We start from the raw sequence: 22,161 nt of genomic DNA on the forward strand, positions 1-22,161 counted from the left end.
CCCGCGTCTTTCGCGGCGCGACATGAGGGCAGCAATGACGATCCGGCGACTCACCTATGGCGACATCCAACTGGGCCTGCTGCTGCCGTGGGACGTCAGCGGCGACAATGGCGCGCTGCTCGTCCGTAAAGGCTATGTGCCGACGTCGGACAGCCAGCTCGACGCGCTGGTGGCACGCGGCTTTATCGACGATCTCGATTTTGGCGAGCATGGCCATGCAGCGCTCGAGCGGCCTTCCGCCGTGCGGTTGCTGAACGGAGCGCTGGCCGGACTGACGCCCCTGCTGCGCCGCATTGCGGACGGCGACGGTGCCGTCCAGGCCGACCTGCAGGCCGTCGCGGCGCTGGTCGGCCAGGCTGTCGACGTGAATCCCGAAGTGGCGGTTGCCTGCATCCTGCACAACCAGCAAAGTGCGCCGTACGGCGTGCGCCATTGCGTCGACACGGCGGTGGTCGCGTCCATCCTGGGCCGGGCCGTCAAACGCCCCGCGGCCGAGATCGCGTCGATGGTATTGGCAGCGCTGACAATGAACGTCGGCATGCTGGACGTGCAGGACGACCGCGCGGCATTGACCGACGCGGAACGGGCCATCGTCAAGGCGCATCCGGCGCACGGTGTGGCCCTGTTGCGCCGGGCCGGTGTGCAGGATGACGTATGGCTGTCCTGCGTGCTGGGACACCACGAAAACCAGGACGGGTCCGGCTATCCGGACGGTCTGGCCGGCGACGCCATCGCCTGTCCCGTGAAACTGATCGGGCTGGCCGACCGCTACTGCGCGCGCGTTTCCACCCGCCCGTGGCGCAAGACAATGCTGCCGAACGCCGCCCTGCGCGACATCCTGCTGGAAGCGAACCATGCGCTGGACGCCCAGCTGGGCGCCGTCCTGATCCGCGAGCTGGGGATTTATCCGGTCGGCACCTACGTGCGCCTGCTGAACGGCGAGATCGGCGTCGTCGCGCGCAAGGGTGTGAACTCGATGACGCCGCACGTGACGACGTTCATCGGTCCGCGCGGCGCCAGGCTGGACGTGTTCCTGCAGCGCGACACGCGCGGCGACCTGTCGGGGATCCGCGACGTGCTGGCGGCCGGGCAGGTCGATGCCACGTTCCGGATGGACCAGGTGTGGGGGCGCGAAGCGCTGCCGTGAAGCTTGAACTGCGTCAGTTCAGCGTCGCATCCAGCCGCCCCTGCTCGGCCAGGTCGCGCAGCACGCGGATCGTGTCGATATCGGATTCCTGGTAGGCCGAACGGCGGAAATCGTCGTACATCTTGTTGGCTTCATCTTCCAGCGCGTTGTGCGCGTCCTCATACTCGAAGCGCACGTACAGCCGCGCCGTGCCGTGCGACTCGATCGTCATCGTCAGGCTCGACCTGGTGATCTCGCCCTGCGGCGCGACCTCGTAGCGGATGCGGTCCGGGTACTCCAGCACGACCGTGTCCTCGATGACGAGCTCGCCGTAGCGTTGCGTCCGCTTAAAACCCTTGTCGGTGCGATCGGCAATGCGGCACTCGTCCAGGTGCGGCACGAACAGCTTCGGCGATTCGGCCCGCAACACGAGGCCGCGCCACAGCTGTTCATGGGTCAGTGTGTCGATCAGCGGGTTCAGCGGATCGTTGATTTCAATGAGATGCTCGAATTTCATGGACGCGTGCCTGGGGTGACTGAGACACCACTATATTCCTCCCGTGCGCAAAATATCAATGGCCGAGGCGGTACAATGGCCGGCTGTGTTTGCCTCCTCCATCTCCCTGCCATGTCCAATGCACCACAATTCGGCCTGAACGGTCCGCAAAGCGAAGCCGTGCTCTATCTCGACGGACCCGCCCTCGTGCTGGCCGGGGCGGGCTCGGGCAAGACGCGTGTCATCACGCAGAAGATCACCTACATGATCGAGGACCGCGGCTACGATCCGCGCACGATCGCCGCGCTGACGTTCACCAACAAGGCCGCGCTCGAGATGCAGGAACGCGTTGCCAAGCTGCTGAAACAGCCGCGCCAGGCCAAGCTGCTGACGGTGTCGACGTTCCATTCGCTGGGCGTCAAGATCCTGCGCCAGGAAGCGAATCACCTGGGGCTGAAGGACCGCTTCTCCATCATGGACAGCGACGACTGCTATTCGCTGGTGCAGGACCTCGCCATCACGACGGACAAGCAGCTGATCCGCCGCATCCAGAACGACATCTCGCTGTGGAAAAACGGCCTGGTGGTGCCCGAGCTGGCGCTGCGCAACGCGAAGGACGAGGATGAAGCGCAATCGGCCCGCATTTACGCCAGTTACGTGGCCACCTTGTCGTCCTACCAGGCGGTGGACTTCGACGACCTGATCCGCCTGCCCGTGGAGCTGTTCCGCGACAACGAGACGGTGCGCGACAAGTGGCAGCGCCGCCTGCGCTACCTGCTGGTCGACGAATACCAGGACACCAATACCTGCCAGTACGAGCTGCTCAAGCTGATGGTGACGGGCCTGGGCAAGAAGCCGATGTTTACGGCCGTGGGCGACGACGACCAGGCCATCTACGCATGGCGCGGCGCGTCGGTGGAGAACCTGGCCAACCTGCAGGTGGATTTCCCCGACCTGAAGCTGATCAAGCTGGAGCAGAACTACCGCTCCACCACGCGCATCCTGCAGGCGGCCAATGCCGTCATCTCGAACAATCCGAAACTGTTCGAGAAGGCGCTGTGGTCCGAGCATGGCCTGGGCGAGCCCATCAAGGTGCATGCGATGGCCAACGACGAGCAGGAGGCCGACCAGGTCGCGATCATGATCTCGGCGGACCACTTCGAGCGCAAGAATAAATGGTCGGATTACGCGATCCTGTACCGTGGCAACCACCAGGCTCGCGTGATCGAGCAGGCGCTGCGCAACCAGCGCATTCCATACACGATCTCCGGTGGCCAGAGCTTTTTCGATAAAGCCGAGATCAAGGACATCATCGCCTACCTGCGCCTGCTGGCGAACCAGGATGACGATCCCGCATTCATCCGCGCCGTGACGACGCCGCGCCGGGGCATCGGCCAGTCGACATTGGAAGTGCTGGGCGCCTTTTCGGGCCAGTGGCAGTGCTCGCTGTTCGAAGCCGTCTTCAAGGGCGGCATCGAAGCGAAGCTGACGGATCGCCAGTTGATGCCGCTGCGTGACTTCTGCAATTTCATCAATGACCTGGAATCGCGCGCCAGCCGCCCCGGGCCGTCCGGCAGCGGCGACAACGCGGCGCAGGTGCTGGACGACCTGATGGAAGCCATCCACTACGAGCACTACCTGTATGACACCCTGGAAGAGCGCGCCGCGCAAAGCCGCTGGCAGAACGTGCTGGATTTTGTCTCGTGGCTGAAGGACCGGGGCCGCGGCGGCAAGGATCGCGACGGCGAAGAGAAAAATGTGCTGGAGCTGACGCAGATGGTGGCGTTGATGTCCATGCTGGAAGGCAAGGACGAGGACCCGGACGCGATCCGCATGTCGACGCTGCACGCGTCGAAAGGGCTGGAATATCCGCATGTGTTCCTGGTCGGCGTGGAAGAGGGCATCCTGCCGCACAAGGGCGATCCGGATGCGCCCGTCGAGACGCTGGCCCAGCGCATCGAGGAAGAGCGCCGCCTGATGTACGTGGGCATTACCCGCGCCAAGCGCACGCTGCAGCTGACGTGGTGCAAGAAGCGAAAACGCGGCGGCGAGCACGTGCATTGCGACGTGTCGCGCTTCATCGCCGAGATGCAGCTGGACGTGGGCGACGCCGTGCCGAAGGAAACCGAAGTCATCAGTCCGCGCGAACGCCTGGCGCGCATGAAGGAACTGCTGGCCACCCCGAAAACGAAGGAAGTAACGTGACCGACCCGATCGACAACCGCTTTATCGACATTGAAATCAAGCTGGCCCACCAGGAGCACCTGGTGGAGTCGCTCAACGAACGCATCTACGCGCAGCAGCAGCAAATCGACAAGCTGGAAAACCTGATCGCGGCAATGGCCGAGCGCATCCGCACGCGCGATTCGGCCCAGGCGCCCATCAACGAGCGCCCGCCGCATTACTGATCGGTTGCTGGCCCATGCGGCATGGCGGCTGCCGGGCCGCCTCCGCTGTCATGCCCTGCGCGGACGGCGCTGCCGCCACTGCCGCGCGCCAAGCAGCAGGACACCGGCGCCCAACATGGCAAACGAGGCCGGCTCCGGCACCGGCGGTGGCGAGATGGTAAAGGTGGTCTGGCCCGTCCAGTACGCCGTACTCGAGTACGACTCGCCGGTGTAGATATGGTACGAAGCGTGGTGGATATGGTCGCCGGAGACGATGGAGCCCCACAGGTATCGCACATCGCGGAATATATATCGCGAGGTAAATTGCAGCGTGCCGGTCGGGGTATAGCTGAACGAATCGGCGGTATATTCGATGCCGCTGCCGTTATCGGGACCGACGTAGGTCTGCCCTTCCAGCACCAGGTTCGTCAGCTCGTCCAGTTCGATCACATTATCGGCATCCTGGTCGTCTCCACTGAAGCTGCCCGACAATTTATAGTCGGGATCGAACGTACCGTCGCGTTCAAAACCCTGGTAGGTAAATGTCCATGTGCCCGCGTGGGCGGCCCCGAGGGCAAGCGTCAGGCCGGACAGAAGCAGCAGTTTTTTCATCGGTATCTCCCTGGTTGTCGAGACGGTGACCTGCCAGCGGGGGCGCATACCGGCCGCTGGCTTGCAAGTAGGTAGTCAGTCTTATCGGATTGACATTTCAGGATAGAACAGGGTACCGATTTTTCAAGACACGGGGCCGTGCGGGTGCTGAGCCATCGATGCCGGCATCCGCGGCGGCGCCATGCTCGCGCCACCGGGGGAAAGCCGATCAGTCATGCAGCGCTGACGCGCCCGCCGTCTATTGCGACTTGCGGCTCTTTCGCCAACCCGCCAGCAGCAGCATGCCTGCGCCCAGCATGGCATAGGTCGACGGCTCGGGTACCGGCGGCGGCGAGATGGTGAATGTCGTCTGGTCGGTCCAGCGATAGACGTTCCGGCGATCGCCGAATGCCCAGTAGCCCCAGTCCACGGCCTGGTCGCCCGCCGTGATGCGGTTGCCGGAGCCTGAGCTGAATTCATCGAGATAGTAGTTTTCCGCGTTGAAGTCCAGCTTGCCGTCCAGCCGGTAGGTGAACTCGTTAATATAGCAATGAAAACCCGACGTGTACTGGCAGTCCCACGTCAGATAGTCGTCGCCCCATACGTTGAATTGCGTCAATTCATCCACGCGGATCGTGCCGTCGTGGTCCAGATCCTCGGCAGTGAAGCTGCCGCTGATCTTGAAGCGGGGATCGAATACTTCGTCTGCCTCATCGAAGAAACCTTGATAAGCAAAGGTCCACGTGGTGGCTTCAGCGTGGGCGGCGCCGGCGACGGTGGCCAGTATCGCGGCTGACACTATTTTTCGCAGCATGAGTGACTCTCCATCTGAAAGTTATTGTAAAAATTGCTATTAATTTTAGCATTGCTACCATGGCCGGGAAAGCGAAATCGCCGTGTCAACCCGCTGTGGCGAGCTCGCGCAGTCACGTCGTACTCTCCGCCTGCACGGACGTGGCCGCCAATGTCAGCAAATGGCCGGCACCAGTTCTTCAGCATGATTGACTCCCATTTGTAAGCGATATGAAGTAGACGCTTATTCCGATTGCAGGAATGTAAGAAGCGTTGGCGCGGTGTTTTTCAGTTTTCCGTTCTGGAATTTCCTGACCGAAACGGACGGTCGTTGCGCGCCTGCTTGAGGCATGCTTTAGCCTGATATTGTCAATCGCAGGAGGAGTTATGCCAACTACTTGGATCGTTACGGCCAATAATGGCCGCGCGCGTATTTATGCACAGAAAGACCAGAACAGCACGCTGATGGAAGTCGAGGACATGGTCAATCCCGCCCAGCGTGCCCGTGTGTCCGACCTGGAAACCGATCAGCTGGGCAATCTCGCAGCCGGCAAGAGCAAGCACAATACTGGCGCCGCCACACAGCCCAATGGGTACGAGCCCAACCAGACCCCACTGGAACACCAGGCGGAACTATTCGCCCGCGGTCTGGCCGACTATCTGCTGCAGGCGCATACCCAGAACCGCTACCAGAACCTGATTCTGGCCGCCGGGCCGGAAACGCTGGGGCTGTTGCGCAAGCTGCTCGACAAGCAAGTAACCGGCGCGATTTCACAGGAGCTGAACAAGGACTACACGAGCATCCCGCCACATGATCTGCTGGCGCAGTTGAAGCAACACCAGACCTGACGTACGACTTTACGCGTCACGTTCGCAGTAACGTCGGGCCAGCTTGCCGGCTTGGACTACCGCCCGAACCGGCAGGCGTTCCGACAGCTCCTTCCTGACCTTCCAACATGCTCGCCGGTCGAGTAGCGTGATACGCCTTGTGCATCACCGCAGACCGCCGAATGTTCTTTATCGTCTTTGGGGTTATTGCCTTGCGCCGCACCGGGGCGCTGGGCAGGCGGCGCTGGCCGATGCTGGGCGCATTGACCTATCCGCTCTATCTCATTCATCAGACGGTCGGATACCTGCTGATCACGGAGTTCTACCCGACGGTGAATACCCACGTGCTGTTCTGGGGAACGGTCGGACTGTCGCTGCTGGCGGCTTACCTGATTTCCCGGTACCTGGAGCGCCCGCTGGCCGCCGCGCTGCGCTCGCTGCTGGAGATGGGAAGGCGGGCGGTCGGCCGGCTGCACTTCCGCACGTGATGCAATCTTGCCTCAGCGCCGGGCCATTGCCAGGTGATGCGCCAGCCTTTCGCCCAGGCACAGCAGCGTGAACGTGGGAGGCAGGCCCCAGGGCTCCGGGATCACGGAGGCGTCGCAGACATACAGTCCCGGCGTGGCGGTGCGCAGGTCGGCATCGACACCGGCACCGATGCGCACGCTGCCGCCTGGGTGCGCGGCAAAATGCCAGCTTTGGAACACATGGCGCGCGCCGGCGTGCGCCAGGATGCGCCGGGCCGTTGCCACGCCATCGCGCAGCCGGGCGCGGTCGGACGCCGTCAACGGCTTGCTGACCCAGCGCGGGCCGACGGCGCCGCCGATATCGTCGCGGATCTTGACCATGATGGATAACGTGTGCGCGTGCGCGGCAAGGCGGTCGAGACGGCCTACCTGCGCCGCAAACGCCTGGTACATCGGCTTCGGCAAGGTCAGATCGGCAAAGGCGATGCCTTCGTCCGCCAGCGTCAGGCCGGCGGCCATCGGCACTTCGGCACCGCCGTCAAGATCGTCGACGCTGCCCATCACGGCAATGACGGGATCGCTGAAAAACGGCGCGCGTGCGGGCGCCAGGCCGGAACGGTGCAGCACCCTCGGGCTGCCGATGCCGCCCGCCGCAAGCACCACCAGCGGCGCCGTTGCCGTGTGCATGGCGCCGTCGATGCGCACCTTGATGCCCGTCACGCGTCCGGCTTCCACCAGCACGCGGCGCACGTCCGCCTGCGCCACCAGCTGGGCGCCGTGGCGGCAGGCTTCGTCGACCAGGTCGCGCGCCGTCCATTTGGCGCCGAACGGGCAACCGTACACGCAGCGCCAGCAGCCCGTGCGGCACGCCTGCGGGCGGATCATCTTGGTCAGTTTTTGCCAGTCCAGGCCGATACCGCTGGCCGCCGCGGCAATGCGCGAGGCCATCGGGCCGACCAATTCGTCCGGCAACGGCGCCATCGGCAGCTCCGTGCGCAGCGCCTGCGCATGCGGCGCCAGGTCGATGCCGTAACGGGCAAACAGCGCGGCCGGCGGCATCGCGGCAGTGGCGAAATTGATCGTGGAACTGCCGCCCATGGTGACGCCGCGCACCAGCAGCGACGCGTCGCGGTGCAGGAACGCACCCTTGCCGGGCACGGCCGCCATCCCCGCCATCTGCGCCAGCGTGCCCGTCACTGGCGCGGCGCTGCCTTGCTCCAGGATCAGCACGCGGGCACCGCCGCGCGCCAGCGCGCGGGCCGTGCTGGCGCCGCCGGGGCCACTGCCGACGATAATGGCATCGTATGACTTGCGAAAAGGAACGGACATAGAGGCGGCAAACGTCATGAAGGGCGGATGGTAGCACGGTGCGGCAGCCGGTGCCGGTCGCCGGAAACTCCGGAAACATCAGAAACATTTCCACGGATGACGTTGCCAAATTGGCCTGCTATGATCGCGGGTTGCTGCCGCCCGCTCAAGGCGGCGCAGCTGGTGGGCCCGGCGGGCCGCGTCACCCTATCCGGGCCGCGTGGCAGGCTGCCGGATACCCTGGAGTGCTTCGGCACGAATACCGAAAGACGCTATGCCTCATCCACGAATGCTCGTCCTTGCCGCCAGCCTGGCGCTGGCACTGTCCCCGATGGCCCAAGCCGCCTCCCCACAATCCAGTTCCACTGCCGCCACCAGCCCAGTCGCCGCGAATCCGCTGCTGCAGGCCAGCGCGCTGCCGCTACAGTACCCGCGCTTCGACCAGATCCGCGACGAGCACTTCCTGCCCGCATTCCAGGCCGCGATGGCCGAGCACCTGCGCGAAGTCGATGCGATCGCCAACAACCGGCAGCCCGCGACCTTCGACAATACCGTTGTAGCGCTCGAGCGCGCCGGCCTGACGCTGCACCGGGTCCAGGCCACGTTCACGAACCTGCAAGGCGCGAACACCAACGACACGCTCGATGCCGTCGAGCGCGACATGTCGCCGCAACTGTCCGCCCATCGCGACACGATCGGCATGAATCCGAAGCTGTTCAAGCGCATCGCGGCACTGCACGCGCAGCGCGACAAGCTGGGACTGGATGCGGAATCGAAGCACCTCTTGGCACGCTACTACAAGGACTTCGTGCGCGCCGGCGCCAAATTGTCCGCACAGGACAAGGCGAAGCTGAAGGCCCTGAACGGCGAGATCGCCACGCTGGAGACGACGTTCAACCAGAACGTGCTGAAGGAACTCAATGCGTCGGCTCTGGTGGTCGACACGCGCGCGGAACTCGCTGGCATGTCGGATGCGGCCATCAACACGGCTGCCGCGGCGGCGAAGGAGCGGGGACTGGACGGCAAGTTCGTCATCGCCATCGTCAACACGACGGGCCAGCCGCCGCTGGCCGAACTGACGGACGCCAAAGTGCGTGCGCGCCTGATGCAGGCATCGATGACGCGCGGCAGCCGTGGCGGCGACTTCGACAACCGCGAGAACGTGCGCAAGATCGCGCGCCTGCGCGCGCAGCGCGCCATCTTGCTGGGCTATCCGAACTATGCGGCCTATTCGCTGGACGACCAGACCGCCAAGACCACCGCCAACGTCAACAAGCTGCTGGGCGAACTGGCGCAGCCGGCCGTAAACAACGCGCGTCGCGAAGGCGCGGACCTGGAAAAGATCGCCGGCGCTCCCGTCACGGCGGCGGACTGGGATTTTTATACGGACAAAGTGCGCGCGCAGCGCTTCGCCTTCGACGAGAAGCAGCTGAAGCCATACTTTGAACTGGATAACGTCCTGATCAACGGTGTCTTCTTCGCTGCGACAAAGCTGTACGGCATCACGTTCAGGGAACGCAAGGATCTGCCCGTGTACAACCCGGACGTGCGCGTGTTCGACGTGTTCGATGCGGACGGCAAGCAGCTGTCGATCTTCCTGGCCGATATGTATGCGCGCCCGAACAAGCAGGGCGGCGCCTGGATGAACGAGTATGTGTCGCAGTCCTCGCTGCTGGGCACGCAGAGCGTCATCGCCAATCACCTGAACATTCCGAAGCCGGCCGCCGGCGAGCCGACGCTGCTGACGTTCGACGAAGTGAAAACGGCCTTCCACGAATTCGGCCATGCGCTGCACGGCATGTTCTCGAACGTGAAGTACCCGCGCTTCTCCGGCACCGACGTGCCGCAGGACTTCGTCGAATACCCGTCGCAGGTCAACGAGATGTGGGCCGTGTGGCCGGAAGTGCTGGCGAACTACGCGAAGCACTACCAGACCGGCGCGCCGATGCCGAAGGAACTGCTCGATAAAGTGGCCGCGTCGCGCAAGTTCAATATGGGCTACGTGACGACCGAGTACCTGGCCGCGGCGCTGCTGGACCAGAAATGGCATCAGCTGACGCCGAACCAGATCCCGACGGACGTGCTGGCGTTTGAAGCCGACGCGCTCAAGGGCGCCGGTGTCGACTACGCGCTGGTGCCGCCGCGCTACCGCACCACGTACTTCTCGCACAGCTTCTCGGGCGGCTACGCGGCTGCCTACTACGCCTACCTGTGGTCGGAGAAGCTCGATGCCGACACGGTTGTCTGGTTCAACGAGAATGGCGGCCTGCAGCGCAAGAACGGCGACTGGTTCCGCAAGACGCTGCTCTCGCGCGGCGGTACCGCCGATGCGATGGAACTGTTCCGTAACTTCCGCGGCCGAGATGCCGTGATCGAACCGCTGCTGCAACGCCGCGGCCTGACCGCTCAATAAAGGAAAATGATGAAACGCCCACAACTGCTGATCCTCGCCGCCAGCCTGGCTTTCGCCGGCATCGTTCACGCCGCCCCCGCCATCAAGCTGGCCGAGTCGAACCCGTTCGCCAAACCCAGCACGCTGCCGTTCCAGTACCCCGCCTTCGACAAGATCACCGGCGATGCCTACGGCCCGGCGTTCGAAGCGGGCATGCGCGAGCAGGCCGCCGAGATCGACGCAATCGCCAACAACAAGAAGGCGCCTACCTTCGATAACACCATTGTTGCCATGGAGCGCACGGGCCGCCTGCTGAACCGTGTCTCGACCGTCTTCTTCAACCTGACCGGCGCGAACACGGACGACGGGATGCAAAAGCTCGATCGCGAGCTGGCGCCGAAGCTGTCCGCGCACGGCGACGCGATCCGCCTGAACGCGAAGCTGTACCAGCGCATCAAGACGCTGTACGACAAGCGCGAGAAGCTGGGCCTGAATCCGGAAGACAAATACCTGCTGGAGCGTTATCACACCGATTTCGTGCGCGCCGGCGCCAAGCTGTCCGCCGCGGACAAGGAAAAACTGAAGGCGTACAACGCCAAGCTGGCGGAGCTGCAGACGGCCTTTGCGCAGAACGTGCTGAAGGAAGCCAATGCATCGGCACTGATCGTCGACACGCGCGAAGAGCTGGCCGGCATGAGCGATGCGGCCATCGCCAAGGCGGCCGCCGAAGCAAAGGCGCGCGGCCTGGATGGCAAGTTCGCCATCCCGGTCGTCAACACGACCACGCAGGCGCCGCTGGCCGTGCTGACCAACCGTGCCACGCGCGAACGCCTGCTGGCCGCGTCAATGGCGCGCGGCAGCCGCGGCGGCGAATTCGACAACCGCGAGCTGGTGCTGCAACTGGCCAAACTGCGCGCCGAACGTGCCGCGCTGCTGGGCTACAGCAGCCACGCCGCCTATATGCTGGAAGACCAGACCGCGCACGACACGGATGCGGTCAACAAGCTGCTGGCCGAATTCGCCAAGCCGGCCGTCAACAACGCGCGCCGCGAAGCGGCCGACATGCAGAAGGTCATCGACGAAGAGAAGGGCGGCTTCCAGCTGGCTGCGCAGGATTGGGCCTTCTATGCCGACAAGGTGCGCAAGGCACGCTACGCATTCGACCAGAACCAGCTGCGCCCGTACTTCGAACTGAACAGCGTGCTGGAAAACGGCGTGTTCTACGCGGCCAACAAGGTCTACGGCCTGACGTTCAAGGAACGCAAGGACCTGCCGGTCTACAACCCGGACGTGCGCGTCTGGGACGTGTTCGATGCGGACGGCAAGCAGCTCGCGATCTTCCTGGGCGACTTCTACGCCCGCAGCAACAAGCGCGGCGGCGCCTGGATGAACGGCTACGTCAACCAGAACAGCCTGCTGGGTACCCACCCGGTCGTGGCAAACCACCTGAACATTCCGAAGCCGGCCGCCGGCGAGCCGACGCTGTTGACGTACGACGAAGTGCGCACGACGTTCCACGAATTCGGCCACGCACTGCACGGCATGTTCTCGAACGTGAAGTACCCGCGCTTCTCCGGCACCCGCGTGCCGCGCGACTTCGTCGAGTTCCCGTCGCAGGTCAACGAGATGTGGCTGGCCTGGCCGGAAGTGCTGAACAACTACGCCAAGCATTACCAGACCGGTGCGCCGATGCCGAAGGAGCTGCTGGACAAGGTGATCGCGTCGTCGAAGTTCAATGAAGGCTACCGCACGACGGAGTACCTAGCCGCCGCGATCCTGGACCAGAAATGGCATCAGCTGGGCGCCACGCAGATCCCGACCGACGTGCTGGGCTTCGAAGCGCGGTCGCTGAAGGACGCCGGCGTCGACTTCGCACCCGTGCCGCCGCGCTACCGCACGACGTACTTCTCGCACGTGTTCTCGGGCGGCTATTCGTCCGGCTACTACGGCTACCTGTGGGCCGAAAAACTCGACGCCGACACGGTCGAATGGTTCAAGGAAAACGGCGGCCTGACGCGCAAGAACGGCGACTGGTTCCGCAGCAAGCTGCTGTCGAAAGGCGGCACGATGGACGCGATGCAGATGTTCCGCGAATTCCGCGGCCGCGATGCGAAAATCGAACCGCTGCTGGAGCGCCGCGGGCTGACGGAGAAGTAAAACACCGGGGTCAGGTCCGGCATTCGGACATGGGCCCGGCCGTATGGGGTGAAAATGTCCGAATGCGGACCTGACCGCATAAAAAAAACCGGCAACAGTGAACTGTCGCCGGTTTTTTATGCGCTTGAACCTCGCTCAGCTTGCGATCAGTTTCCGGTTCCCCGCGCCAGGCAGCATGCGCAGCACCTTGCCTGTCGTGGCCGTATAGGTCTTCGACTTGATGGTGTTGACGTAGCGGTACTCGGCGCGCGTCTCCGTCGGCGTGACGGTGACGATGGTGAAGCCGCGCGTTGCGGTTTCCGCGTACACCAGAGGTCCGATCAGCTGTTCCATGCCACCCGCCACCGTGGCCGGGTCTTCCTTCGGGAAGTAGGTTTCAAAGCCGGGCGACGAGACCGACGGCACGCCGAACTCCACGCCGACTGCGACGCCGTTGACGTCCGCCAGGTCGCTGGCCCACGCATTGTGCGTGTCGCCTGCCAGCACGACCAGATTCTTGTTCAGGTTTTTCGCCATCGTCAGCACGGTTTCGCGGGCGGCCGGATAGCCGTCCCACGCGTCCAGGTTGTACGGCACCGACGGCCCGGCCAGTTGCGCGCGTTCGGCATCGGTCAGCGAAGCGGGGTTGTTGCGTGCCTTGATGGCCAGGTTCAGGTAAGTCGGGTAACCGCCTGCCAGCACCATCGGCGCGGGCAGGTTCATGCGCGCCATCAGCACCTGCTGGCCCAGCATCTGCCACGTGGCTGTCGATTTGCTCAGCTGACCCTGCAGCCAGCTGACCTGCTCCGCGCCCATCAGCTGGCGGTTCGGGTTCGACACGTCGGCCGTGAAGGCGGCCGTGTTGAACGATTTGTCCGCGTTGACGTAGCTGGCGTAGGCCAGCTGCTTGTCGCGGCCGATGACGCGCGTGTCCAGCATGTGCAGCGACAGCAGGTTGCCGAAGTCGAACGAACGGTAGATGCGGTCCGGCTTGGTGGCGTCGGGCACGCGGATGGGCATCCATTCATGGTACGCCTGGATCGCCATCTGCTTACGGGCCAGGAACAGGCCTTCGGTGGCCGGATCGTGGTTCTCGGCGCCTTCGCGCCAGGTGTCGTTGGTCAGCTCGTGATCGTCCCAGACGGCGATGAACGGCATGCGGGCGTGCACGGCCTGCAGATCGGTGTCGCTGCGGTACTGGGCGTAACGGCGGCGGTAGTCGGACAGGGTGATGATCTCGTTGGCCGGCTGCGACACGCGGCCCATGGCAGCCGCTTCGGCCGACGCGTAGCCCGATGCCGCGTATTCGTAGATGTAGTCGCCCAGGTGCAGCGCCGCGTCGATGTCGTCCATCTTCGCCGCTTCGGCGTAGACGTTGAAGTAGCCGGCCGGGTAGTTCGAGCAGCTGAAGACGGCGAAGCGCGCCTGTGCCACGCTGCCGACAGGCAGCGTCTTGGTGCGGCCGACCGGCGACTCCACTTCATGGGCGCGGAAGCGATAGTAGTAATTGCGGTTCGGCGCCAGGCCCGTCGCATCGACCTTGACGGTAAAGTCCTTCGATGCGCCCGTGGTGACGACGCCCGAGTTGACCACTTTCGCAAATGCGCTGTCTTCGGCGATCGTCCAGCCCACCTCGACGTCGTCGGTGCTGCTGCTGGTGACGCGCGTCCACAGGATCACGCGGTCCGACAGCGGGTCGCCGCTTGCCACACCGTGGGCATAGCTGATCTGGACGGTCGTGTTGGGACCGCCATCGCCGCCGCAGGCGGTCAGCGGCAGCGTGGACACGGCCATGGTGCCGAGGGAGAAATTACGAATGAACTTGCGACGCGAATTCGATTGGGACATTGGTAGTTGGCAGGAGTGAAAGACGCCGCATCATAATTTGCGTCTGTTACCCTCTGATGACATCGGATCGCGCCGTCACTTGCCAGCATGCGGCAGTCAACTGGACGGTATCGTCGCGGACGAACGGCACGAACGCCGCGTGCAGCGTCCCGATGACCTGCTGGCGCAGCGGCTCGTCCAGTGTGGGCAGGATGCGGCCCAATGGCCCCATGCGCGTGGCGTAATGCAGCAGGCCCGACGCGGGAAAGGTGCAGGGCACGTCCACCGGCGCGATGGCGATGTCGTTCCAGCCGCCCCGTTCCAGGATGCCGCGCACGCGCGCGCTGTCCGCAAAGGCGAACTGGCCCGGCTGACCCGGCACGACGGCGGGCAGCGTGACCAGCGGTGCGGCCGCGCGCTCGGCCGTCGTCATGAACGGGTTTTCGTCGGGACTGCGCCAGGCGTACAGGTGCAGCGCGGCGCCGGGACGCGCCGCGCGATGCAGGGTCGCGAACGCGGCCACCGGGTCCGCAAAGAACATGACGCCGAAGCGCGAGATGATGGCGTCGAAAGCGGCCGGTGCGAAGCCGTGGTCCTGCACGTCGGCGCAGACAAATGCCGCGTCCAGGCCGGCATCGCGTGCACGCTCGCGCGCCACGGCGATCATCGGCGCCGAGATGTCGATGCCGGTGCAATGGGCCCCTCGTCGTGCCGCGGCCAGGGTCGTGGCGCCCGTGCCGCAACCCACGTCCAGCACGCGCTGGCCAGGCTCCAGCCGGCCGGCCAGCATCGCTTCAAACGGATAAAACATCTGGTCGAGAATGGCCTGGTTGGCTACCCAGGCGTTGGCGGCGCTGCCATTCCACAGCGCCGCCTGAGCGGTATCGGTCATCTGCATCTCCAAAAAATCGGTTCGGGATGCTATCGTCGCACTTCAAGTGGACTTGAGGTCAAGAATGACGGTACTGGATATCGCCGAAGTGGCGCGACGGACGGGTGTGCCGGCGTCGACGTTGCGGTTCTACGAGGAAAAGGGGCTGATCGCGTCGGTGGGCCGGCAGGGGCTGCGCCGCGTGTTTGCCGCGGACGTGCCGGAACGGCTGGCGCTGATTGCCCTGGGGCGGGCGGCCGGGTTGTCGCTGCAGGAGATCGGCGCGATGTTCGCGCCCGACGGCAGCCTGGCGATCGACCGCCAGCGGCTGCTGACCAGGGCCGACGAGATCGACCGGACGATCCGTCAGCTGAGCGCTATGCGCGATGGCTTGCGGCACGCGGCGGCCTGCGCTGCGCCCAGCCATATGGAATGCCCGACGTTTCGCCGCATCTTGGGAGCGGCGGCGCATGGCGCGCTCGGCGATGGCAAACCGGAACTACGGCGGCAACGTCGTCAGCCCGGCTGACGGCGCGTGCCGCAGGTGCATCAGTACGACGGGAACTGGCCGTTCACGTAAGGGCGGCCCAGCGTTTCCAGGGCGTGGCGCAGGCGGGCGCCCAGGGCTTTGAGCCAGCCACGGTTGGCGGCGGTGTCACGGGCTGCGGTGTCGAAGGTAGTGGTGTTCATGGCGTTGTCCTTTATGTGCATTTCGTCTGTCGATGTAGTCAGAATAGACCCGTGCCAGATATAAATCCAATTTAGTCTTTCGATGTCCGCGATTCGCATCAGTGATATCGCTGGGCGGGCTTGTAATTTCTATACGGCAAGTTATTCCGTCTCGTGATAACGCTGCGCGATGTGCCGAATAATGCCGCCGGCGGTGTTGCACGAATGGCACGGCAGAGGAAAGGTGCCACAGCCGAGGTTGTTTCGGCCTCCGAGTCGGGTGGCCGGCCGGACGCGATTCGGTGTATAAGTCCGGTATGGCTACTACAGAGGGACAACAATGGAAAACAACCTGAAAGAATCTCTGCGCAACCTGCACAGCTCGCTGTCGCACGCGGGTCCGGTGGACGAGGAATTGCAGGACCTGTTGCGCCAGCTCGATGGCGACATCCATCAGCTGCTGGAGCAGCGCGCCGCCGATGGCAGCGTGGACACGGAGGGCACGACCACGTACGGCCTGGCCGAGCGCACGCAGGAAATTTCCGCCAAGTTCGCCGCAAAACATCCGGCGCTCGAGCCGACGCTGCGCGAGCTGACGCGCATCCTGGGGAATATGGGCATCTGAAGTGCCGGGGACAGGTCCGCGGTGCGGCCTGTCCCCGGACAACTGCAAAGCGTCAGCGAAGCACGAGCAAGAGATTTCGCAGCGATATTGTCGCCTTCCGCACAAGTTATTGAAAACTAAAAGAATTTCGCCAGGAAATCGTTGGCCGATCGCGCAGTGACCGCCCGATTTTGGTACAATCCTGTCGATGAACTCCCCAGTAAACCTTTTTGCGACCGTCCCGAAGCGGTCTGCCCGCGCTGCCGTTGCGCCTTTCCTGCCCATGAGCCGTGCCGAAATGGACAAGCTGGGCTGGGACGAGTGCGACGTCATCCTGATCACGGGCGATGCCTATATCGATCACCCGAGTTTCGGCATGGCGCTGGTCGGCCGGCTGCTCGAAGCGCAGGGGTACCGGGTCGGCATCATCAGCCAGCCGGACTGGCATTCGGCCGAGCCGTTCCGCGCGCTGGGCAAGCCACGCCTGTACTACGGCGTCACGGCGGGCAATATGGACTCGATGGTCAACCGTTACACGTCCGACCGGAAGATCCGTTCGGATGACGCATACACGCCCAATGGCGAGCCGAACAAGCGTCCGGACCGTGCCGTGACCGTGTATGCCCAGCGCGCCCGCGAAGCGTTCCCCGGCACGCCGGTCATCATCGGCAGCATCGAGGCTTCGCTGCGCCGCATCGCCCACTACGATTACTGGTCCGACAAGGTGCGCCGCTCCGTGCTGACCGATTCAAAGGCCGACCTGCTGATCTTCGGCAATGCCGAACGCGCGCTGGTCGACCTGACGCACCGCATGGCGGCCGGCGAGGACATCAAGAACATCCGCGACCTGCGCGGCACGGCGTTCCTCGTCCCGCACGGCTGGATGCCGTCGGCGGAATGGGGCGTGCACAACTCCACCCGCGTGGACGTGCCCGGCAAGATCGACGCCCATCCCGACCCGTACGCGATGGCGCAGGAAGACAAGGCCGCGTGCGCGACCGACAACGCCGCAACCGCGCCCGAAGTGGTCAAACCGATCCGCATCATGTCCCGCGAAGAACGCCAGGCGATGGCGCGCGAGAAGCACAGCAAGACCGTCGTGCGGCTGCCGTCGTACGAAACGGTGAGTACCGATCCCGTGATGTACGCGCACGCCTCGCGCGTGTTCCACCTCGAATCGAATCCCGGCAATGCGCGTGCGATGGTGCAGCAGCATGGCGAGCGCGACGTGTGGATCAATCCGCCGCCGCTGCCGCTGGCGATGGACGAGATGGACGGCGTCTACGACATGAACTACGCCCGGGCACCGCACCCGAGCTATGGCAACGCCCGCATCCCGGCCTGGGAAATGATCCGCTTCTCCGTCAACATCATGCGCGGCTGCTTCGGCGGCTGCACGTTCTGTTCGATCACGGAGCATGAAGGCCGCATCATCCAGAGCCGTTCGGAGCCGTCGATCCTGCGCGAAATCGAGCACATCCGCGACAAGACCAAAGGGTTCACGGGCACCATTTCCGACCTGGGCGGACCCACGGCGAACATGTATCGCCTGGCCTGCAAGGACAAGGAAATCGAAACGTCGTGCCGCCGGCTGTCGTGCGTGTATCCGTCCATCTGCGTCAACCTGGGCACCGACCACAGCAAGCTGATCTCGCTGTACCGCAAGGCGCGCGCGATCCCCGGCGTCAAGAAAATCCTGATCAGTTCCGGCCTGCGCTACGACCTGGCCGTGCGCTCGCCCGAGTACGTCAAGGAGCTCGTCACGCACCACGTGGGCGGCCTGCTGAAGATCGCGCCGGAGCACACGGAACCGAACGTGCTGAACAAGATGATGAAGCCCGGCATCGGCGCTTACGACGAGTTCAAGGCGATGTTCGAGAAATTTTCGGTCGAAGCGGGCAAGAAGCAGTACCTGATTCCGTACTTCATCGCGGCCCATCCGGGCACGACGGACGAGGACATGCTGAACCTGGCGCTGTGGCTGAAGAAAAATAATTTCCGCCTCGACCAGGTGCAGACGTTCATGCCGACGCCGATGGCGATGGCCACGACGATGTATCACTCGCGCAAGAACCCGCTGCACAAGGTGACGGATACGTCCGAGACGGTCGAGACCCCGCGCAGCGGCAAGATCCGCAAGGCCCATAAAGCGTTCCTGCGCTACTACGACCCGGAAAACTGGCCGATCCTGCGCGAGACGTTGCAGAAGATGGGCCGGGGCGACCTGATCGGCAATGGCGAGAAGCACCTGATCCCCGCCTGGACCCCGGGCGAGGAGCATCTGAAAGCGGCGCCGGAAGGCAAGCGCGCGATGCCGACGCTGGCGCCGGGTGCGCGTCCGCGTGCGCCGGCCGGTGCAACGGCCGGTCGCGCCGTGCCGGCCCCGCGCGGCGGCCGCCCCAACGCGCTGACCGGTTCGCTGACGGCGCGCGAAGTGATCGAGACGAAGGTGCGCCCGTCGATCCTCGACACGATCAAGGTCAAGCCCAAGGCCGCTCCTGCGCGTGCCGGCGCCAAGCCGGCCAAAGCGGGCCGCAAGTAACCAGTAACAAGTAACAAGTCACAAGTAACCCTTCGGCTTGCAAGCAATCGTCCTGATGCTTGCAAGCCACACCCGGCCGCAGCCCAGCCGTGGAAGGCAGTACAATCGAACGATGCCGCCTTCCGCCAACCCCGCCCCTCCCTGACACGTGCATTCCTTCCTGGTTGCGTTCCTTGAAGGCGGCCGGCGCCGCTCCCGCAGGCTGCTGCTGGCGACGGGCGCCTGCCTCGTCTGGAGCACAGTGGCGCATGCGGGTGAGCGCGAGCAGGTCGTGCTGCAGCTGAAGCACACGCACCAGTTCCAGTTTGCCGGCTACTACGCCGCGCTGGAAAAGGGGTTCTATCGGGAAGCCGGGCTGGACGTGACGATCCTCGAAGGCGCCGATGGGGACGCGCCGGAACGCGCCGTGCTGTCGGGACGCGCGCAGTTCGGTACGGGCAGCAGCACGCTGCTGCTGTCGCGGTTGTCCGGCAAGCCCGTTGTCGTACTGGCTGTCGTGTTCCAGCATTCCCCCTATGCGATGGCCATGCGCCAGCAGGGTACAGTGCCGGACATCCGCCGCATCGTCGGCGGCAAGGTCATGCTAGGCCCGAAGACCGACCAGCTGAACCAGGCCGACGAACTGGTTGCATACCTGAGAAAACAGGGCGTCGCGCCGGAACGGCTGCAGCGGCTGGAACACAGCTATAACCCGGAAGACCTGATCAAGGGCCGGGTCGATGCGATGTCGATCTACACGACCAACGAGCCCGATTACCTGGACCGCGCCGGGTTTCCCTACGATATCCACACGCCCCGTTCGGCCGGCATCGATTTCTACGGTGACAACCTGTTCACCAGCGAGCATGAAATCAGCGCCCATCCGGAGCGCGTCAAGGCATTCCGCGCCGCCAGCATGCGCGGCTGGCAATATGCGATGAGTCACCAGGAAGAGATGGTCGATCTCATCCTGAGCAAGTACTCGCAGAAACACGACCGCCAGCATCTACTGTACGAAGCACGGCAGATGGTGCCGCTGGTGCAGCCGGTGCTGGTCGAAGTCGGTTACATGAACCCGGACCGCTGGCAGCACATTGCCGACGTCTACACGGATCTGGGGCAGCTGCCGCGCGGCGTGTCGTTCGACGGTTTCCTCTACAACACGGACAACGCGCCGAATCTCGTCTGGCTGTATCGCATTCTTGGCATTGCCGCCACGCTGCTGTTGCTGGGCGCCGGTGTGCACATGGCGCTGCTGGCCCGCGAGAGAAAGCGCGCCGCGGAAGCCATCCGCAAGGGAGAGGAACGCTTCCGCACGATGTTCGAGGCGGCGCCGATGGGTATTGCGCTGATCGAACCGGTCACGGGTACGTTCATCGACGTCAACCCGCGCGGCCTGGAAATCGCGGGCCGGCCGGCGGGGCCGACCGGCGGCTGTTCGTGGACGGACCTGATCCATCCCGACGATTTGCCGGAGTGTTTATTGCAGTTGCGGCGCCTGCAGGAGCGCGAGATCGCGGGCTTTCGCGTCACGTTGCGCCTGCTTCGGCCGGACGAGGCGACTGTCTGGGTCGAGGTGTCCGTGGTGCCCGTGGATGCGGACAAGCCGGGACCGCGGCTGAAGTTGTGCATGATCGAAGACGTGACGGACCAGAAGGAAACGGAGGCGCTGATCTGGCAGCAGGCCAACTTCGATCCGCTGACGCAGCTGCCCAACCGGCGCATGTTCCTCGACCGGCTGCAGCAGGCCATTGTCAAGAGCAGGCGTGACGGCAGCCGCATCGCCATCCTCTTCATCGACCTGGATCACTTCAAGGAAGTCAACGATACACTGGGCCACCACCAGGGCGACGTGCTGCTGATCGAGGCGGCCCGCCGCATCGGCACCTGCGTGCGCGCTTCCGACACGGTGGCCCGGCTCGGGGGCGACGAGTTTACCGTCATCCTGCCGGCTCTCGAGGATGCGGAGCGGGTCGACCATATCGCGCAGAACATCCTGGACGGGCTGCTGGCCCCGTTCACACTGGACCAGGAGCAGGCATTCGTTTCCGCCAGCATCGGCATCACGCTGTACCCGGATGACGCGGCCAGCGTGGACGACCTGCTCAAGCATGCCGACCAGGCGATGTACGCAGCCAAAGGGGCCGGACGCAACCGCTTCAGCTATTTCACGCCGGCGCTCCAGGTGGCGGCGTTGAACCGCATGCGCCTGACGAACGACCTGCGCAGCGCCATCAAGGGCGAGCAGCTGAAGCTGTATTTCCAGCCCATCGTGCATCTGGGCACGGGCGCCATCCACAAGGCGGAAGCGCTGCTGCGCTGGGAGCATCCGCAGCGGGGGCTCGTCAGTCCGCTGGAATTCATCCCGCTGGCCGAGTCAAGCGGGCTGATCGTCGATATCGGCCAATGGGTCTTCGACGAATCGCTACGCTGGGTGCGCCGCTGGCGGCAGGACATCCACCCCGAGTTCCAGGTCAGCCTGAACCAGTCGCCGGTCGAATTCCAGCGCGAAGGCGGCACGTACGACGTCTGGCTGCGGGCACTGCGCCAGCTGGGCGTGCCAGGGCAGGCGATCGTTGTCGAGATCACGGAAGGCCTGCTGCTCGACGCCAGTGCCATGGTGACCGATAAACTGCTGCAGCTGCGCGATGCCGGCATCCAGGTGGCACTGGACGATTTCGGCACGGGCTATTCGTCGCTGTCGTACCTGAACAAGTTCGATATCGATTACCTCAAGATCGACCGCAGTTTTACCCGCAACCTGGCACCGGATTCCAGCGACATGGCATTGTCGGAAGCCATCATCGTCATGGCCCACAAGCTGGGGCTGAGCGTGATAGCCGAGGGCGTGGAAACGGCGGAGCAGCGCGACCTGCTGGCAGCGGCGGGTTGCGACTACGGCCAGGGCTATCTGTTTGCGCGGCCGATGCCTGTGGAGGCGTTCGATGCGCTGCTGCAATCCCACGTGGCGCCGGCGGAGGACTGAACCGTTTTGCGTCAGCTCAAAGCGCGCACTCTTGCCTTGAGCGAACTTTTACGGTGTAATGTCGGGTGAGTAGTAGTAATCTGCTAACTCCCATTCATCCGTCCAAGGTTCAACTCCCCATGCTCGTGCTGCCCGACCTGTTGCGACAGGATACCCGCCT

General features: G+C 64.2%; 18 protein-coding genes. 11 read left to right on the forward strand and 7 right to left on the reverse strand.

The window, feature by feature from the left end; translation table 11 throughout:
- Positions 1-34: 34 nt before the first annotated feature.
- Positions 35-1,147, forward strand: a complete 1,113-nt coding sequence (locus E1742_RS16980) for an HD-GYP domain-containing protein (protein ID WP_134386161.1) — start codon at positions 35-37, stop codon at positions 1,145-1,147.
- 13 nt (positions 1,148-1,160) lie between these two features.
- On the opposite strand, the gene E1742_RS16985 is transcribed toward E1742_RS16980, so the two are convergent.
- Positions 1,161-1,643 (reverse strand): SRPBCC family protein, encoded by a 483-nt coding sequence (locus tag E1742_RS16985; RefSeq protein WP_134386162.1) that lies wholly within the window; start codon positions 1,641-1,643, stop codon positions 1,161-1,163.
- Between the two features lie 111 nt (positions 1,644-1,754).
- Between E1742_RS16985 and E1742_RS16990 the strand changes: the two genes are divergently transcribed.
- Entirely contained in the window at positions 1,755-3,827 is a 2,073-nt protein-coding gene (locus E1742_RS16990; RefSeq protein WP_134386163.1) for a UvrD-helicase domain-containing protein, read from the forward strand.
- On the forward strand, positions 3,824-4,030 hold the full coding sequence (locus E1742_RS16995) for a SlyX family protein (RefSeq protein WP_229466040.1): 207 nt from the start codon (positions 3,824-3,826) through the stop codon (positions 4,028-4,030). The genes E1742_RS16990 and E1742_RS16995 overlap by 4 nt, the downstream gene beginning before the upstream one ends.
- A gap of 48 nt (positions 4,031-4,078) precedes the next feature.
- Here E1742_RS16995 and E1742_RS17000 read toward each other — a convergent pair whose 3' ends face one another.
- Entirely contained in the window at positions 4,079-4,621 is a 543-nt protein-coding gene (locus E1742_RS17000) for a PEP-CTERM sorting domain-containing protein (RefSeq protein WP_166793510.1), read from the reverse strand.
- 238 nt (positions 4,622-4,859) lie between these two features.
- On the reverse strand, positions 4,860-5,414 hold the full coding sequence (locus tag E1742_RS17005; RefSeq protein ID WP_134386165.1) for a PEP-CTERM sorting domain-containing protein: 555 nt from the start codon (positions 5,412-5,414) through the stop codon (positions 4,860-4,862).
- A 365-nt stretch (positions 5,415-5,779) separates the two neighbouring features.
- Between E1742_RS17005 and E1742_RS17010 the strand changes: the two genes are divergently transcribed.
- Positions 5,780-6,241, forward strand: a complete 462-nt coding sequence (locus E1742_RS17010; protein ID WP_134386166.1) for a host attachment protein — start codon at positions 5,780-5,782, stop codon at positions 6,239-6,241.
- 161 nt (positions 6,242-6,402) lie between these two features.
- Positions 6,403-6,708: a hypothetical protein gene (locus tag E1742_RS17015; RefSeq protein ID WP_134386167.1), complete on the forward strand. Its 306-nt coding sequence runs from the start codon at positions 6,403-6,405 to the stop codon at positions 6,706-6,708.
- A gap of 12 nt (positions 6,709-6,720) precedes the next feature.
- Here the strand turns inward: E1742_RS17015 and E1742_RS17020 are convergent, their stop codons facing one another.
- Positions 6,721-8,016, reverse strand: coding sequence for an FAD-dependent oxidoreductase (locus tag E1742_RS17020; RefSeq protein ID WP_134386168.1), 1,296 nt, complete (start codon positions 8,014-8,016; stop codon positions 6,721-6,723).
- A 253-nt stretch (positions 8,017-8,269) separates the two neighbouring features.
- Here E1742_RS17020 and E1742_RS17025 point away from each other — a divergent pair, with 253 nt between their 5' ends.
- Complete coding sequence (locus tag E1742_RS17025) at positions 8,270-10,408, forward strand: M3 family metallopeptidase (protein WP_229466042.1); 2,139 nt, start codon at positions 8,270-8,272, stop codon at positions 10,406-10,408.
- A 9-nt stretch (positions 10,409-10,417) separates the two neighbouring features.
- The gene (locus E1742_RS17030; protein ID WP_134386169.1) at positions 10,418-12,544 is read left to right on the forward strand and encodes a M3 family metallopeptidase; all 2,127 of its coding nucleotides are present in this window, start codon (positions 10,418-10,420) and stop codon (positions 12,542-12,544) included.
- A gap of 135 nt (positions 12,545-12,679) precedes the next feature.
- Here E1742_RS17030 and E1742_RS17035 read toward each other — a convergent pair whose 3' ends face one another.
- A complete protein-coding gene (locus E1742_RS17035) occupies positions 12,680-14,371 on the reverse strand; it encodes an alkaline phosphatase D family protein (protein WP_134386170.1) in 1,692 nt (563 codons plus the stop codon).
- A 46-nt stretch (positions 14,372-14,417) separates the two neighbouring features.
- Positions 14,418-15,242, reverse strand: a complete 825-nt coding sequence (locus E1742_RS17040; RefSeq protein WP_229466044.1) for a class I SAM-dependent methyltransferase — start codon at positions 15,240-15,242, stop codon at positions 14,418-14,420.
- Between the two features lie 64 nt (positions 15,243-15,306).
- Between E1742_RS17040 and E1742_RS17045 the strand changes: the two genes are divergently transcribed.
- Positions 15,307-15,750: a helix-turn-helix domain-containing protein gene (locus E1742_RS17045; RefSeq protein ID WP_134386172.1), complete on the forward strand. Its 444-nt coding sequence runs from the start codon at positions 15,307-15,309 to the stop codon at positions 15,748-15,750.
- Positions 15,751-15,770: 20 nt separating this feature from the next.
- On the opposite strand, the gene E1742_RS26230 is transcribed toward E1742_RS17045, so the two are convergent.
- Positions 15,771-15,911 (reverse strand): hypothetical protein, encoded by a 141-nt coding sequence (locus tag E1742_RS26230; protein ID WP_166793511.1) that lies wholly within the window; start codon positions 15,909-15,911, stop codon positions 15,771-15,773.
- A 319-nt stretch (positions 15,912-16,230) separates the two neighbouring features.
- Here E1742_RS26230 and E1742_RS17050 point away from each other — a divergent pair, with 319 nt between their 5' ends.
- The 3 genes from E1742_RS17050 to E1742_RS17060 all read left to right on the forward strand — a co-directional run bounded on the left by E1742_RS17050 (position 16,231) and on the right by E1742_RS17060 (position 22,001).
- A complete protein-coding gene (locus tag E1742_RS17050) occupies positions 16,231-16,515 on the forward strand; it encodes a DUF4404 family protein (protein WP_134386173.1) in 285 nt (94 codons plus the stop codon).
- Between the two features lie 187 nt (positions 16,516-16,702).
- Complete coding sequence (locus E1742_RS17055) at positions 16,703-19,036, forward strand: YgiQ family radical SAM protein (protein WP_134386174.1); 2,334 nt, start codon at positions 16,703-16,705, stop codon at positions 19,034-19,036.
- 148 nt (positions 19,037-19,184) lie between these two features.
- Complete coding sequence (locus E1742_RS17060) at positions 19,185-22,001, forward strand: EAL domain-containing protein (RefSeq protein WP_229466048.1); 2,817 nt, start codon at positions 19,185-19,187, stop codon at positions 21,999-22,001.
- Positions 22,002-22,161: the final 160 nt, after the last annotated feature.

The sequence above is a fragment of the Pseudoduganella plicata genome (assembly GCF_004421005.1).
In the GTDB taxonomy this organism is placed as follows: Bacteria; Pseudomonadota; Gammaproteobacteria; order Burkholderiales; family Burkholderiaceae_D; genus Rugamonas; species Rugamonas plicata.